The 16828-nt window shown below is 32.1% G+C and carries 14 protein-coding genes; all 14 read right to left on the bottom strand.

The window, feature by feature from the left end; genetic code table 4:
• Positions 1-10 precede the first annotated feature (10 nt).
• Positions 11-1942 (bottom strand): threonine--tRNA ligase, encoded by a 1932-nt coding sequence (gene thrS / locus G319_RS0103145; protein WP_026389633.1) that lies wholly within the window; start codon positions 1940-1942, stop codon positions 11-13.
• A 310-nt stretch (positions 1943-2252) separates the two neighbouring features.
• Positions 2253-2960, bottom strand: a complete 708-nt coding sequence (locus tag G319_RS0103140; RefSeq protein ID WP_026389632.1) for a B3/B4 domain-containing protein — start codon at positions 2958-2960, stop codon at positions 2253-2255.
• Between the two features lie 61 nt (positions 2961-3021).
• Positions 3022-4983, bottom strand: a complete 1962-nt coding sequence (gene tkt / locus G319_RS09700) for a transketolase (protein ID WP_026389631.1) — start codon at positions 4981-4983, stop codon at positions 3022-3024.
• An 85-nt stretch (positions 4984-5068) separates the two neighbouring features.
• Complete coding sequence (gene pyk / locus G319_RS0103130; RefSeq protein ID WP_026389630.1) at positions 5069-6505, bottom strand: pyruvate kinase; 1437 nt, start codon at positions 6503-6505, stop codon at positions 5069-5071.
• Positions 6506-6550: 45 nt separating this feature from the next.
• Complete coding sequence (gene pfkA / locus G319_RS0103125) at positions 6551-7525, bottom strand: 6-phosphofructokinase (RefSeq protein ID WP_026389629.1); 975 nt, start codon at positions 7523-7525, stop codon at positions 6551-6553.
• 143 nt (positions 7526-7668) lie between these two features.
• A complete protein-coding gene (locus G319_RS09695) occupies positions 7669-8397 on the bottom strand; it encodes a hypothetical protein (RefSeq protein ID WP_026389628.1) in 729 nt (242 codons plus the stop codon).
• Positions 8398-8488: 91 nt separating this feature from the next.
• Positions 8489-9460: a nicotinamide riboside transporter PnuC gene (gene pnuC / locus G319_RS09690; protein ID WP_026389627.1), complete on the bottom strand. Its 972-nt coding sequence runs from the start codon at positions 9458-9460 to the stop codon at positions 8489-8491.
• Between the two features lie 40 nt (positions 9461-9500).
• Positions 9501-10070, bottom strand: a complete 570-nt coding sequence (gene hpt, locus G319_RS0103110; protein WP_026389626.1) for a hypoxanthine phosphoribosyltransferase — start codon at positions 10068-10070, stop codon at positions 9501-9503.
• A gap of 69 nt (positions 10071-10139) precedes the next feature.
• Positions 10140-10565: a Holliday junction resolvase RuvX gene (gene ruvX / locus G319_RS0103105; RefSeq protein WP_026389625.1), complete on the bottom strand. Its 426-nt coding sequence runs from the start codon at positions 10563-10565 to the stop codon at positions 10140-10142.
• Entirely contained in the window at positions 10558-11463 is a 906-nt protein-coding gene (locus G319_RS09685; RefSeq protein WP_026389624.1) for a phosphatase PAP2 family protein, read from the bottom strand. Before G319_RS09685 ends, ruvX begins: the two co-directional genes overlap by 8 nt.
• An 80-nt stretch (positions 11464-11543) precedes the next feature.
• On the bottom strand, positions 11544-12905 hold the full coding sequence (eno, locus tag G319_RS0103095) for a phosphopyruvate hydratase (RefSeq protein ID WP_026389623.1): 1362 nt from the start codon (positions 12903-12905) through the stop codon (positions 11544-11546).
• Between the two features lie 118 nt (positions 12906-13023).
• Positions 13024-14862 (bottom strand): translational GTPase TypA, encoded by a 1839-nt coding sequence (typA, locus tag G319_RS0103090; RefSeq protein WP_026389622.1) that lies wholly within the window; start codon positions 14860-14862, stop codon positions 13024-13026.
• A gap of 89 nt (positions 14863-14951) precedes the next feature.
• A complete protein-coding gene (locus G319_RS09680) occupies positions 14952-15911 on the bottom strand; it encodes a S66 family peptidase (protein ID WP_035358864.1) in 960 nt (319 codons plus the stop codon).
• A gap of 9 nt (positions 15912-15920) precedes the next feature.
• Positions 15921-16727, bottom strand: coding sequence for a hypothetical protein (locus tag G319_RS0103080; RefSeq protein WP_026389620.1), 807 nt, complete (start codon positions 16725-16727; stop codon positions 15921-15923).
• Positions 16728-16828 lie beyond the last annotated feature (101 nt).

Raw genomic sequence — 16828 nt, 5'->3', positions numbered from 1 at the left:
CTTTTAAATATTAATTTTTAGCTTCAATTCTGTCTTTTATTAATTTAATAAATTCCTGTTGAGAAACTGTGATTTGTTCTTCGCTTCCGTATTGACGGTAAGTAACTGTTTGGTTCTCGCGTTCAGCATTACCAATAACTAATTGATAAGGAATTTTGTGAGTTTGAGCATCACGAATTTTGTAACTTAATCTTTCATCACGTAAATCTGTGTGAGATCTAATTAAGTTCTTTTTGAACATAGTTCTTAATTCATCAGCATAACCAAAGTTGGCTTCATCTCCAATTGGAATGATTTCAATTTGGTTTGGTGATAATCATAATGGTAACACACCTTTAGTTTGTTCTAATAGAGTTGCTATAAAACGTTCATAAGTTCCGATTAAACCACGGTGGATCATAATTGGTGTTTGTTGTTGTTGGTTTGCATCAATATAAGTAACATCAAATTTTCTTGGTAATAAGAAGTCTAATTGAATTGTTGAAACTGTAATTTCATGGTTTTGGGCAGTTTTAATTTGAATATCTAGTTTAGGTCCATAGAATGCTGCTTCTCCAATACATTTTTTGTAATCTAAGTTTAATTCTTTTAAAACATTTTCTAAAGCTTCTTCAGCTTCATTTCACATTTTGTCATCTTGGAAATATTTAACTTTGTCCTGAGGATCTCTTAATGAAAGACTTAAGTAATCAATTTGAATATTAAATGTTTCTAATACTTCTGAGATTAGTTGATAGATTGATTTGAATTCAGCAGCTACCTGATCAGGACGAACAAAGATGTGTGAATCTGTTAATTCCATTCCACGAACTCTTTCTAAACCAGTTAATGAACCAGATGATTCATAACGGTGTTGAATAGCATGTTCACAAATACGAACAGGTAAATCACGATATGATCTTTGTTCTTGTTTATAAACAGCAATGTGGTGTGGACAGTTCATTGGACGTAGAACAAATTGTTCTTCACTTCCGCTTCCCCCATTAAATGGTTGGAACATATCTTCTCCGTAGTGTTCTCAGTGTCCTGATGTTTTGTATAAATCAACAGTTCCAATTACTGGAGTTTCAACTTGAATATAATCATATTCTCATTCTTTTCTTTTCAAATACGCTTTAATTTCATCTTTAATGATTGTTCCATTTGGCATTCATAATGGTAGCCCAGGACCAACCAAGCTATCAAATCCAAAGACATTTAAAGTTTGGTTAATGATACGGTGGTCAGCATTACGACGTTCTTCCATAATAGCTTTATTTTCATTTAATTTATCTAAATTAGCAGCAGCCATACCGTGAACTCTTTGTAACATAATGTTGTCAGAATCATTCAATCAGTATGAACCTGTTAATTGTTGGATTTCTACAGCTTTAAGAACTTTTAAATCGTTGATTAATCCTTTTTTAATAACCATAGAAACATCATCTAATGTATAAACCATAACAAATCCAAATGACTCATTAGCACTTTCAGCTACATGGATTTGGTATTCATTATCTTTGAATAATTCTTTAGCTTCATCTAAAGATAATTTATCTGATTTAATGTGGTTTCCTTTTACTAATTCATTTACTTTATTTTGAATTTCAACTAACGCTTCTAATTTAATTCTTGGTTCAGCCGCAAAAGTTACAGAGTATTCATACTCATCAGCATTTTCATAGATTTTTGCTAATTCAACACCATAAAGTTTTTGGATAGCCACACCAGTTACAAAAGCCGCTGTGTTATTAATGAAACTTTCAAAGTATTCACTTTTGTTTGTTATTAATTCTAAGTTAACATCTTTATCGATAACAAAATCAGCTGAAACAAACATTCCGTTAACTTTAGCTCCAACTGTCGCTTTACCTAAAGATACAGCCAAACTTGTAGCTATTTCTTTAACGCTCATTGCTTGGTCAAATTCTTTAATTGACCCATCTAATAATTTAATTTTCATTTCTATATCCTCCTAAAAAAAATAAAAAATCGCCCTATAAATATAGGAGCGATTGATCGCGGTACCATCCTAATTCATAATCACTTTGTGACTACATCTTAATTATGGCTTAACGCGCACCCACGTAACACTTAAAGTTAGTAGTAATAACTATTTAGCTTCAATGACTCACACCAACCGTCACCTCTCTGAAAAAGCATCAATAGCATCGTGTCTAACAATGTTATTTAGAAATATTAAATTCTAAAAATATTATAAAACATTTTTAGTAAAATGGTAGTGCTAAAAAGTTAATTTATACTTTAAATCTCTATCCAATAACTGTTTCTTGATTATTTACATCTAAGAACTCTAAAGTTGGTTCAACTTTAAATGTTTCTTTAAATAATCTTACAAGTTCATTTGCTGCAAGTTCAATGCTTGAACCTTCTGCCTCAACTTCTTCTATTACAAAGACAGCATTCTTAGTATCATCAGTTAACATTGTTCTAACTGATTCACGTCAATTTAAACAGCGGCAAATTGCTCCAGCTTCATCTTTATAAACAATTTCAGATTCATATGGTGGTTCACTTTTTTCTGATCCTAAAGTAATGAACTCTTCATCCCCATTAGCTTTAGTAAGCAACATATCACCAACGATATTATCAATATCTTCTCCCCCACAAGGAACTCCAAATCTTAAAGAGATTGAGTTATATAGGTCAACCATTGGATTGATAGTTCCTACAGGATTGTTACCACTAATTCTTTTAAGTAAAGATTCAATTGAAGATCTAACACCCTTTTTAGTTTTAAATTGTTGGTAAGCTTTTCTTCATTTTTGAATTACTTCATTTTCTGAAAAGTTTTCATTTTGTACAAATTGTTTTGATTCAACAAATGCCTCATCTAAAATGTTTTTATAATAATCAGTTTCTGTTAGAACTCTATTATCAACATTTTTAATTGTAATAACAGCAATCTTTGCTTTTGGAAATACTTCTCAAAAGTCTTCTTTAACTATAAATTTTTTCATATAAATCTCCTATTTTTTAAGATTATAGATTAAAAAAGAGCAATGCTCTTTTTTTGTTTTATTATTTTACAAATTCAATCATTTTTGAAACAACATTTTCAAGATTGAATCCGAAGTCAGATAACACTTCTGCTCCATCTCCTGATTTACCGAATTTTTCAACTGTGAACATTAAACCATTACGTCCTGTGTATTTGTATCATCCTAAACCAGATCCTGCTTCAATAACAGCAATCTTGTCAAAGCTTGAAGGTAGAACTGATTCTTGATATTCTTTTGATTGTTCATCAAATAACTCAGTACATGGCATTGAAACAACACGAACATTGATTCCTTGTTCTTTTAATGCTTTAGCTGAATCAACAGCTAGTTCTAATTCTGAACCAGTAGCAATAATAATTGCATCCATGTTCCCTTCAGCTTCAACAACTGTATATCCACCCATTTGTGTTTTTGTTCAACATGTTTCTTCTTGAACTGGAACATCTTGTCTACAGAATGAGAAAGTTGATGGAGTTTCATGCGAGTTGTAAGCTTTTACATAAGCTCCGATTGTTTCTTTAATATCGGCTGGTCTTCAATTGTATAAGTTTGGTGTAGCTCTAAATCCAACTAATTGCTCAATTGGTTCATGAGTTGGTCCATCAAATCCTACCGCGATTGAATCGTGTGTGTAAATAAACATTGTAGGAATTTCTTGTAAGGCTGCTAATCTCACAGCATTTTTCATGTAATCTGAAAAGACTAAGAATGTAGAGTTGAAACCTCTTAATCCACCATGGATTTGAGTTCCGTTTGAGATTGCTCCCATTGCAAATTCTCTTACACCAAATAATACATTATTTCCATCAGGAGTTTCAGGGCTAAATGTCCCTTGGAATCCTTGAACTTTAGTAGCAGATGCTAAATCAGCACTTCCACCAAACATATTATTTGTAAGTGTTTGTAATCTCTTTAAAACGTTTGAAGAACTAATTCTAGTTGCTTCTTTTTTATCATGTAATAAATCTCTGAAGTCTTCAGTTTGAACTTCTTTTACTTCAAAAATTTCTTTTCATAATTCTGGATATTCTGATTTATATTGTTTTTCAATATTTGATCAATTTGCAAACGCTTCTTGTCCACGTTTTACAAAAATATCATTTCACATTTCTTTAACTTCTTTATTAACAGTAAATTCTGGTTCATCTCAACCAAATTTATCATTTAATTTAACTAAATCCTCTTTTGAGAACGGAGCCCCATGCATTGCAGGTGTCCCTTGTTTGTCATGACCATAACCAATGATAGTTTTACATTCAATAATAGTTGGTTTGTCAGACTTGTTAGCTTCTTCAATTGCGGCATTAACAGCATCTAAATCAAAACCATTTTCTACCTTAATGTAGTTTCAGTGGAATGAATCAAATCATGGTCCAAATTTAGGATTTTGAACAAGATCAACTCTTGTATCTAATTGGATATCATTTGAGTCATATAAAACCACTAATTTATCTAGTTTTCATAGACCAGCCAATTGCATAGCTTCTTGAGTAACCCCCTCTTCTAGATCAGCATCTCCACACAATACATAAGTTTTGTGGTTGAATAATTCTAATCCAGGTTTGTTGTATTTACCAGCTAAGTGTTTTTCAGCTAAAGCCAATCCAACTCCCATAGCAAAACCTTGTCCTAATGGTCCTGTTGAAACATCAACTCCAGGTGTCACCCCTAATTCTGGGTGTCCTGGTGTGATTGAGTTCAGCTGTCTAAAGTCTTCTAAAGCACTCATCGGTAGATCAAAACCAGCAATATGTAGTTGAGAGTACATCAAAGCACTTCCGTGTCCAGCAGATAGCACGAAACGGTCTCTATTGATTCAATTTGGATTTGTTACATCTGAATTAATGTGGTTTAAATACACTTCATGCATTAATGGTGCTGCACTCATAACCATTCCAGGGTGCCCAGTTTGAGCTTTGACTATTTGTTGAATACCCAATAGTCTAAGGTTTGTTAAAGATTTGTTTTTTACGTTTTTCATTCTTGTCTCCTATTTCTATCTTTATTCTATCAAACAATTAGATTGATATTAAAAAAAACACCCTTGCGAGTGTTTAATATTTTAATTAAGCAACAGTAATTTCTCTGATGTCTTGGTTTCTAACAACTAAAACTTTTTCTCCAGTTGTTGCACCTCATAATTTAGCGATTGCTGATAATTCAGCATCGTTTGATTCTAAAGCTGTTAAGTCAGTAGTTTTGTTCATGAAGATTGAATGTCATGCACCAAATGCAGTTCATAATCTGTCTGATTCTGAAACTCCTAAAATTGCAACGTTTGGACGGAATTTTGAAATTGTTTTTAATAAAGCACCTGTTCTTGAAAGAACGATAGCAAATTTGTAGTTAGCATCTCTTGTTCTTTCAGCTAAGTCAGCAGCAATATCAGCACGTGGTCCTGATGTTGATTTTCTAGCATTTTCTAATTGAATTTGGTAGTAACCTTTGTTGTAGAATTCTACTTCAGCACGTTTGTTGATTGTAGCCATTGTGTTTGTTGTAATGAATGGGTAATCTCCGGCTGCTGATTCTCCTGATAACATTGTAGCATCTGCTCCTAATTCAGTAGCAAAGTAAACGTCAGTAACTTCAGCACGTGTTGGAGCTGGGTTGTCTGTCATTGTTTCTAACATTTGTGTAGCAACAATAACGATTTTTCCAGCTTCTCTACATTTACGGATAATAACTTTTTCTCAGAATGGTACGTCGTAGTAAGGAATTTCTAATCCTAAATCCCCACGAGCAACCATGATTCCATCTGATGCTTCAATAATTTCATCGATGTTGTCTAATCCTAATTGTGATTCAATTTTAGCAATGATTTGGATATCTGTTTGATTTCCTTCAACTAAAATTTCTCTAATTTCTTGGATGTTTTCTGCTGTGTTTACGAATGATGCAGCGATGTAATCAACACCTTGTGCACAACCATATAAGATATCTGTTTTATCTTTTTCAGCTAAGAAAGGCATTGAGAAATCAATTCCTGGTAAGTTAACACGTTTGTTTGTTTTAACTGTGTGGTTGTTGAAAGCTGTAGCTTCAACAACTCCTGGTTTAACTGAGTCAACTGTTAATTCTAATTTACCATCATCAATTAAAATTTGATCTCCAGCTTTTAAGTCAACTGACATATCGTAAGCAACTGTCATTTCTCCTTGACCACATTCTTTTTCAGCAAATGATTTAGCATCTGTTAAGATTGTAATTTTTTGGTTAGCTGAAACTTCTTGTTTCCCATCTTTAAATTTACCAACACGGATTTCAGGTCCTTTAGTATCTAATAAGATTGAAATTGGTTTGTTCATTTCAGTTCTAACTTTTTTTGCTCCCTCAATACGGTATCCTTGTTCTTCGTGATCACCGTGTGAGAAGTTTAAACGGATTGTTGTCATTCCATTATCGAATAATTCTTTAATGTTTTCTGGTTCATGTGTAGCTGGACCAATTGTAGTAACAATTTTAGTACGTTTAACTTTTGTAGCTAATTCTTTTTTGTTCATTTTAGTTTTCTCCCCATACTTATGTATATGTAAATATTTTATCTTTTATTTCTTAAATTGTGAATTAATTAATCTAATTGTTTTAATTTCTTCTGATTTATCTTTTCTTGGCATGTTTAAAGTTGAGTTGATATCTCTAGCAACTAATGTTTGACCATCAAGTCCAACATAAACTCCACCATTCCCTTTTGCAAGTTCTTCAACAGCAAAGATTGCAGCTGTTGTAGCTAAATAACGATCCATAGCAGTTGGTGTTCCACCACGTTGAATGTGTCCTAAGATTGTAGCTCTTGTAACATATCCTGATGCAGCTTCAATTTTTTCAGCTAATTTGTTTGCGTCATATAGTTTTTCAGAAACTAATACAATAACACTTCTTTTTCCAGCTTCAGCTAATACTTTAACTTGTTCACAGATTTCTTCTTCTGTTAATGTTGATTCTGAGTTTGAAATAACTTCACATCCAGTTGCAGTTCCAGCATATAATGCTAAATCTCCACAACCATTTCCCATAACTTCAACAACAGCACATCTGTTGTGTGATTGCATTGTTTCTCTAATTTTATCGATTGCTTCAACAATTGTGTTTAATGCAGTATCAAAACCAATTGTGTAATCTGAAGATACGATGTCGTTGTCAATTGTCCCTGGTAAACCAACAGCGTTGATTCCAATTTCAGTTAATAATTGAGCACCCATGTAACTTCCGTCACCACCAATAACTACAAGAGCTTCAATTCCCTCAGCTCTCATTTTATCAGCAGCTTCTTGTCTCACTTCTGGTTGTTTAAATTCAACAAATCTTGCTGAACCTAATGCAGTTCCACCACGAGCCATGATATCTTGAGCATAATCAACGTTAACTTTTTCAAATCAACCATTGTGTAGTCCTCTGTATCCGTCTTTAACAGCGTATACTTCGATCCCTTTTGCGTGTGCAGCTCTAATTACACCAGCAACAGCAGAATTCATCCCAGGTGCATCTCCACCTGAAGTTAATACTCCGATTTTTTTGATCATAATTATAATCCTTCTTTCTTTAAATTTAAAAAAATAATACTAATTAATTATATAACATTAAAAACGTTTTTTCTTATTTTAATTAACTAATTCAAAGAAAGAAAAACCCCTTGATAGTGGTTAGATATTTTTAGATGAATCTGTTAATCAACTTTGTAAGTAACACCAAATAAACCTTCGGGTCATTCATCAGTTGTTTCATTTATAAAGTAGAAATAATGTAGATCATTCTTCTGATAATTAAAAACAATCTGCATTCTTCCACTGAAATCTTTAAGGTTAGGATTTTCCATTCTTGCTTCAATTGTTATTTCTTGCGTGTGAGTTAAATCTAGTTTTAATAATTTATTTTTCTTATCAATTTCTAAATTGTGACTTATCATTTTACCAACTGCTAAGTCATGCTCATTATGAATACCTTCAATTTCTCTTGTGTAAAAATTTTGTTCTAAATTAAAGATGCCAGTATAAAAACGCTTATCACCTTCCGCTTTTGCAAGTTTGACAATTTCATCATATTTATCTTTTGAAATGATTTTCATTTCTTTTTTCAATTCTTCGCTTTCAACTCAATCACTTCTTAATCACCCAAGTTTGTTAGCCTTTAATCATTTTTTTAACTTGATAACTTCTCAATTTTTAATGTAGGCAATGATTGGAGTTAAAATACAAACAGAAAATAATAGAGTTATTAAAACTGAACTTAAGATAATTACTAAGTTGGTTCAACTTGAAAATCCTGCATTATGTAATCATAATTCATTAATTAATATTTCTACTGCAATTGGTAAACCAATATGCAACATCAATTCATAAATTCTATCAACAATACTTTCTCGTTTATATTTTTTAAATACTACTTGTTTTTCCATATTCCCTCTTTTTAATGCACCTAAAACAATGTTTGGATAGCATTGTTAAATTATAAACTATTTAACAATAAAAAAATAGCAATGGAAATTGCTATTTTTTCGATATAAATGGTCTAGCTCATTGATAAATATATTTAAGTTGATTTTGTCATAACCCCACTAAACCTAATATTGTTCAAACTCCAAATTGAATAAGTAAAGTAACAACCCATTGCCCTTCACCAAGACCAATCGGAGTATATTGTAATATTTTTCACACGTTTAAGAATGTTCACAATCAGAATTGTTCTGAGACATTCATTAACTGCATTCCATAACCAACAACATTAACACCATTTCCGACTGAGTCAAAAATATGGGTGCTTGTACCAGTCACATATTCGGTTCCCGAACTTCCAGATAAAGTGGCATTATATATTTCTGGAATTAAATAATACCAAACGAATGTGAAAGCCACGATTAATAAACCAACGACCAGGAAGAAAGTTGTTTTTCAATATCAGTCTCTCCCTCTTATTGTGAATTGCCCTTTATGGCGATAGTTAAATAAATATCAACCTAAAGAAGCTCCTAAAACAAACGTTACGTTCATAATAAAATCACCAATGAACCCAGCAACAAGAGCAAACATTGCGTAAAAGACTCCGTTGATTAACCCTCATAAGAATTGTGACATTTTCCCATTAACAATCATAGCAACTGAAAGTAAACCAGTAAATGCAGCAACTCCGTTTAATGAATATAATATTGCGGTAGCCAAAGCTAAACCATGTGAATTTGCGGGACCTATAACTGATCCATTCATATAAGCTTTAGCATATTGGATAAATGGAGCAAAGTGAGTTCCTGAATATTTTAATATTTCCTTTGGCGCATCAACATCTAACACCAAAGTTTCGATACTGAAGAAATTAAAAAATATCACAATTATTGCACCAACCAGTAATAAGGTTTTAAATCAATTTGGCAATCTTTTAAGATCTTGTCATGCACTTCCTAAACCAAGATAATTCATATCTTTAATTAAATGCTTTTTAGTTTTTTGTGTTTGTTCAATTTGCATTTTTCCTCCTATTTTGTATAAAAAAAGACAACTAAGTTGTCTATCACTTTCAATCATCTAATTTAGATGTATCACAAGTTGCTACGTAAGGTAAATTACGTAATTTTTCTTGATAATCTAAACCATATCCAATTACGAATTCATTTTCGATTGTAAAGCAATTTCAATCTGACTTAAGGTCAGCTTTTCTACCTGATGGCTTGTCTAAAAGAGTTAAAATTCTAACACTTTTAGCACCTCTACCATAGAAGTATTTTTTAACATATTCTAATGTGTATCCAGAATCCACTATATCTTCAACGATTAGAATATCTCTTCCACTCAATGTTGTATTAACATCTAATAAAATTTTAGGCTCTCCTGTTGTTTTAGTTCCACCTCTATAAGATGAAACAACCATGAAATCAGTTTCACAATTCATTTCTAAATTAGCCATAACTTCAGCAAAGAATGGTACACACCCTTTAAGTAATCCTACTAGTAGCAATGAATTTTCTGCTACTGTTTCTTTGGCATAAAATTCTTCTATATCGCCAACCACTTCTTTTGTTCTTATTTGAATTTGTTCTCTTGTAAAAAGAATATCTTTAACTAATGGGTGCTTTTTCATTTTCTCTCCTTGAAATATATATTAAAAATAATATTAAACCTAACTAAATAATAATTCAACAAAATCAAACTATTTATTAGTATTTAAGTATTGTTCTAGTATTAACTGAGCTGCAAGTGAGTCTTTAGACTGTTTTTGCTTATCTCTTCTGACTCCAGCTTCAATCATAATTGATTTAGCCATCTTTGTAGTACGGCGTTCATCAACTCTAAAAATTTGTTCATTTTTAAATTGGGGATTGTATGCCAAAACTCCTTCAATGAAGTAATCAACCATTTCAGCACGTTCGCCAATTGTACCATCCATGTTTTTAGGGTATCCAAAAACCAGTATCTCTGGTTGGAATTCATTTATGAACTCTGTAAGTTTCTCAACACCCTCTTCAAATTCTCATTCTGTGAATCTTATTGTTGGTCCCGGTTGGGCAATTGTTCCTGTTGACGTTGATAATCCCACTGTTTTAGAACCAACATCCATACCTAATACTTTAGCCATTTCGTGCCTCCTTTTTCTTAATGATTTTATCTACTCATGTCATCTTATCATTACGTAATCAGTTAAAGATTCCAAATCAAATGAAACTAAATATTGTAGCTCCGGTTACGTCAGTTAAGAAGTGAGCTGTAATAACCATACGTGATGTTGCAACAATTACTGTTGTGGCAATTGCAATCGCAATTGTTGAGTAGTATCTAGTTGTTCTGCGATCTCATACAAGTGCTAAGGCCAATATAGAAATTGCGCTAGTTGAGTGTCCTGAAGGGAAAGATTTATTTATTTTTCAATGTTCAGTGTAATGAATATTTCATCATTCACGATATTCATCAATGTCTGCCATAACCGTTCTTGGTCTTGGTCTTGAAAATACAAATTTAAGTAATTGCATCATTACGAAAGTCGCAATCACAAACAGTAATGCTGTAACAACTTTTTCTAATAATTTTGAGTCATTATAGATAAATTCAGGTTTCTTAAATTTTAAATAATAAATTATCCCTGAGTATAAACTTAAAAATAATATTGTGTTTATAACCGCTGAAATAATCTTAGTTTTGTCTGAATTCTTTTCAGAAATTATATCCATTCAGCCTGTAATCACAAAAATTATTATTGCTATTGAATATATCGAATATTCCAAATATTTATTAATAATAATCCCTTTCTTATTTAAAGCTATAAAAAATAGCACTATTAAAGAAATTACGGGAATAGAAACGGTCATTTGTCCAAAAATGTCAAAAAACTTACCATATCAACTCGAAGTATTAGCTACTGCCTCAGCAATTTGAAGATCTTTGAAAGTTCCAACCATAAAAATTACAAATAATAAAATACCAATGATTGAAAAAACACTGTATTCAATTAATCTTTGTCGATCTATTTTTAGTCTCATATGAACCTCGCTTGATTTATATATTTTACCAAATAAATAAAAAAAGAACCCGAAGGTTCTTAGTTTATTATTTTATAGAATTATTTGTTTGCTTCTAAGTTGTAGAAAGTTGCAAATCCTTCATAAATTGCGTTTTTACCTAATTCAGATTCAATTTGTAATAATCTGTTGTATTTAGCAATTCTGTCTGATCTTGACATTGATCCTGTTTTGATTTGTCCAGCATTGAATGCTACTACTAAATCAGCGATTGTTGAATCTTCAGTTTCTCCTGAACGGTGTGAAACTACAGCTGTTCAACCAGCTTTTTGTGACATAGTAATTGCTTCGATTGTTTCTGATAAAGTACCAATTTGGTTTAATTTAATTAAAGTTGAGTTTGCAGCTTTTTTGCTGATTCCTTCTTTAATGAATTTAGGGTTAGTTGTGAATAAGTCATCTCCAACGATTTGAACTTTTCCACCAATTTGTTGAGTAAGAACTTGGAATCCTTCTCAGTCTTTTTCATCTAATCCATCTTCGATTGAAACGATTGGGTAGTTGTTTACTAATTTTTCTAAGTAAGCAACCATTTCTTCTGAAGTCATAGCTCATGTTTGACCTGTAACTTTTTCAATTTTTTTGAAGTGGTATTTTTTGTCATCTAAGAATAATTCTGATGAAGCACAATCCATTGCGATCATGATTCCATCTCTACCTGTTTTGTATCCAGCTTTTTCAATAGCTTCTACTAATAAATCTAAAGCGATTTCTGCAGGAGTTTTAGCTTGGAAAGCTTCTAAAGTTTGGTTTTCGTATGCTCATGCGAAGTTTGGTGCGAATCCACCTTCATCCCCAACAGCTGTAATATCACCTTTAGCGTGTAATAATGATTTTAAAGCTTGGAATGTTTCTGAAGATCATCTTAATGCTTCAGAGAATGTTGGTGCTCCAACTGGCATAATCATGAATTCTTGGAAATCGATTGCTGAATCAGCGTGTTCCCCACCGTTAATAACGTTTAACATAGGTACTGGTAATCTGTTTCCTTGAACTCCCCCGATGTATTTGTATAAAGGCATGTTTAATTCGTTTGCTGCTGCTCTAGCTGCTGCTAAAGAAACACCTAACATTGCGTTAGCCCCTAAGTTTTTTTTGAATTCTGTTCCATCTAAATCGATCATAGCTTGGTCTAAGCTTAATTGATCTTGAACTTCCATTCCTACTAATACTGGAGCGATTTTTTCGTTTACGTTAGCAACTGCTTTTAAAGTTCCTTTTCCACCAAAACGGTTTTTATCTCCATCTCTTAATTCTAAAGCTTCGTTTACACCTGTTGATGCTCCTGAAGGTACTTTAGCAACTCCGTATCCACCGAAATCTGTTCAGATTTCAACTTCAACAGTTGGTAATCCACGTGAATCTAAGATTTCACGTCCTAAAATTTTAATAATTTTTGACATAATGTTTATTCCCTCTCTTATGTATAGGATTATTATATTATTTATTTAGTCTTTTTGCTACATTTTCCAACAAAATAGAAAAAACACCCGAAGGTGTTTTTTAATTATTTACAGATTATTAATCGAAAGCTTTCTTTTGATCGTTTCTGTGTTGTTTACGTTCAACAATTGTTAATCATTTTTTACGTAATCTTAAGTCAATTGGAGTTACTTCTACTAATTCATCTCATTCGATGTATTCTAAAGCTTCTTCAAGTGTCATGTTACGGAATGGTGTTAATTTTGTTGATTCATCAGTTCCTGATGAACGTGTATTTGTTAATTTTTTACCTGTTGTTGGGTTAACATCTAAATCATTTTCTTTAGCATGTTGTCCAATAATCATTCCTTCGTATACTTCTGTTTGAGGAGGTACGAATAAAATTCCACGATCTTCTAAGTTCCCTAATGCGTAAGCTAATGTTTTACCATTTGCCATAGAAATCATAACCCCGTTTTTACGTGATTCAATTTCACCTTTGTATGGTTCAAATCCATTTGCAGATCTAACCATGATTCCTTCACCGTGAGTATCATTTGTAAATTCACTTCTGAATCCAATTAATGCTCTTAAAGGAATGTTGTATGTTACTTTATCACGGCTTCCATCTGAATCCATGTCTAACATCATACCTTTTCTTTGGTTAAGTTTGTTAATTACAGTTCCAGCGTATTCTGTTGGTACGTTAATTGTAACTTTTTCCATTGGTTCAACAACAACACCATTTTCATCTTTATGTAAGATTACTTCTGGTTTTGAGATTGCTAATTCGAAACCTTCACGTCTCATTGATTCAATAAGAACTGATAAGTGAAGTTCTCCTCTTCCTAATACTTTAAATCCTTCAACTGATGAATTTTCTAAAGGTTCAACTTTTAATCCAACGTTAACTTCTAATTCTTTTTCTAATCTTTCTCTAATGTTACGTGATGTAACAAATTTCCCTGTTTTACCAGCAAATGGAGATGTATTAACTAAGAAGTTCATTGACATTGTTGGTTCTTCAATTGTAATTGCAGGCATTGGTCTTACATTGTTTAATTCACAAATTGTATCCCCGATTGAAATATCTTCAATACCAGCGATTGTTACGATTTCTCCAGCAAAAGCTTCGGGAACAGCAACTCTGTTCATTCCACGGTAAACCATTAATTTTGTAATTTTACCTTGTTTAATTGATCCATCATTTCTTGAAACAGAAACAGTTTGACCTTCTTTAATTGAACCTTCGAAAATACGTCCAATTCCTAAACGTCCGATGAATGAATCATATGCTAGTGTAGAAACTTGCATTTGTGTTGGATTAGCAGCTAATTCAATTGGGTATGACCCAACTTGAGTAACGATTGTTTCAAATAATGGAGTTAAATCTTCACTTGGGTTATCCATTGTGAATTGTGCAATACCATTTTTAGCAATTCCGTAAACTGTTGGGAAGTTCATTTGGTCATCATTTGCATCTAATTCCATGAATAACTCTAATACTTCATCAAGAACTTCTTCGGCTCTTTGATCTTTTTTATCAATCTTGTTGATCATTAAGATTGGTTTTAATCCTAATTCTAAAGCTTTGTGTAATACGAATCTAGTTTGAGGCATTGGTCCTTCACTTGAATCTACTAATAAGATAACTGTATCTACAGTTTTCATAATACGTTCAACTTCTGATGAGAAGTCGGCATGGCCAGGAGTATCAACGATGTTGATTTTAATTCCTTTATATTCAATAGAACAGTTTTTTGAGTAGATTGTAATTCCACGTTCTCTTTCTTGATCATTTGAATCCATGATTTGAGCAGTAACTTCTTGATTATCTCTAAAAGCTCCACCTTGTGATAACAATGCGTCAACTAATGTTGATTTCCCAGCATCAACGTGGGCAATAACAGCAATGTTAATAATTTTTTGATTTGACATATTTAACTCCTTTTATTTGATTTTATATAACTTATAAATAATACCACATTTTTAGGCAATAAAAAAAGGGATTGCCTCCCTTTTTTCACTTATTGATAAATTCTCATTTCCTTAAAATCAATTATTGTTTTTTGGTTTAATTCAATGATTGCCATTGGTTGAGTGTGACAAAAATCAACATCATAGATAATCGGAGTTTCACAATTAGGTCCAAGCACTTCTAATAAAACATCAATTGGTTTACGTCCAGTGCCTTGGTCATCAAAGAGCTCGTGTTTACCAAGAACAATGGCTGCCACTTTGTCATAAATACCATTAAGTTTTAACATACTGAAAAACCTTTCAATAGTTTCAGGATTATAACAAGCGTCTTCTACAAAAAGAATATCACCCTTATTTCATTGAGGTTGATATTTACTTCCTCAAATACCTTGAAGTGTAGAAAGATTACCACCTCTTAAGATACCACTAATTGTTTGTTGGTTGTGATTGATCGATTTTCATTCGTTAAGAATCATTTTTCTAGGTCTTTCAAATTCTTCTCAATTTATAAACTCTTCATTTCAAAACTCTGGTTGATCTATTTCGATTTGATTTTCTTTATTTACTTGTTTCATAAATGAATCATAAGTAAATTCATTCAAATATTCTTCGAAGTTACCAAATCCTTTAAAAAGACCAGGCCCATATAAAGCTCTTGCTTTTGGAGCTTCTAAAAGTGTTGCATTCAAAATTGCGGTAATATCACTAAAACCACAAATTATAAATCCTTCACGATTCATTTTCTCAAAATTTATATAGGGCAAGATTGAGTTGGTTACATAACCACCAACTGATGCCATTAGCACATCGATATCTTGTTCTAATAAATCATTAATTTCTTGAGCTCTTTGAGCAATAGTTCCACTTCGATAAAAATCCGCCTTATCAAAAAGATTACCTTTAATAACTTCATGTCCTTTTGATTCTAAGAACTTAATAGCTCTTCTACCTCTTTCAGGCGCTCTAGATCCCACTGGAACCGAACTAGTAAAAATCCCAATTTTCATAATTACTCCTTAGTTTTTAAGTTGTTCTTTGTTCATAACTTCAACCATTTGAATGCGGTCTTCACGTTCAATTACAACCAATTTATTATCGTAGTCATCAATACCAACATGTCTTTCTTCTGCTAAAAGTAATGTTTCATAAGTTAGCATCAGATAGTATGTAATTGTTTCAATATAAGTTATGAATTTTAAGAAAACGTTTGCCATACCAATTTCTTGAGGACAAACATCCAAGTCTTGATCATCTAAAGATTCAATGTATTCTGCAAGAGTTTCTTGCATCATATACACAGCCTCAATAATATCTTCACGTGATTCAAGTTTCAATGCTTTATTAACATCTCTAATAACTTCATTCGCAAAAGGCATAAATGGTTCTACAAGTTCTATTTTCTCTAAGTTAGACTTGTAATCACGCATATATTCTTTTGCTAATTCAATGAATGTTTTTTGAACTAAGCTATCCATCCCAAATTCGTTCATTGGGATGTTTCCTTCACATTCGTTTAATAATTCTAGGTACAACTCTTTAAAGTCTGCTAGAACTGTTGTGAAAGCATTTAAACGGATAATAATCATCTCACCAATACCATCAGAAAGTTCAACATCATCTGGACCAATAAAGATTGGTTTAATTGTTGTAAACATCTCACTTAATCATTCACGGAATGGTTCAATAGTTTTTTTATCTCTTCAAACTTCCCCAACTGCTTTTGACATTGGATCATATTTAAAATCCGGATAATACTCTATTAAAAAAACTTCGTCATCAATAAGTTCTCAAAAAGGTTTGTCATAGTTAAATTTGTTACTCATAAATTTCCCCTATTCTTTATATTTATTTTAAACAAAAAAACGAGAGAAGATACACCTCCCTCATTTAATTATTAGATAAAAAATTTAAAAACTGTCCCTTT

Origin of the sequence: Tullyiplasma multilocale ATCC 49900 (assembly GCF_000483165.1) — a bacterium.
Classification (GTDB): Bacteria; Bacillota_I; Bacilli_A; order Mycoplasmatales; family Mycoplasmataceae; genus Tullyiplasma; species Tullyiplasma multilocale.
This window is presented reverse-complemented; position numbering and strand designations above follow the sequence as displayed.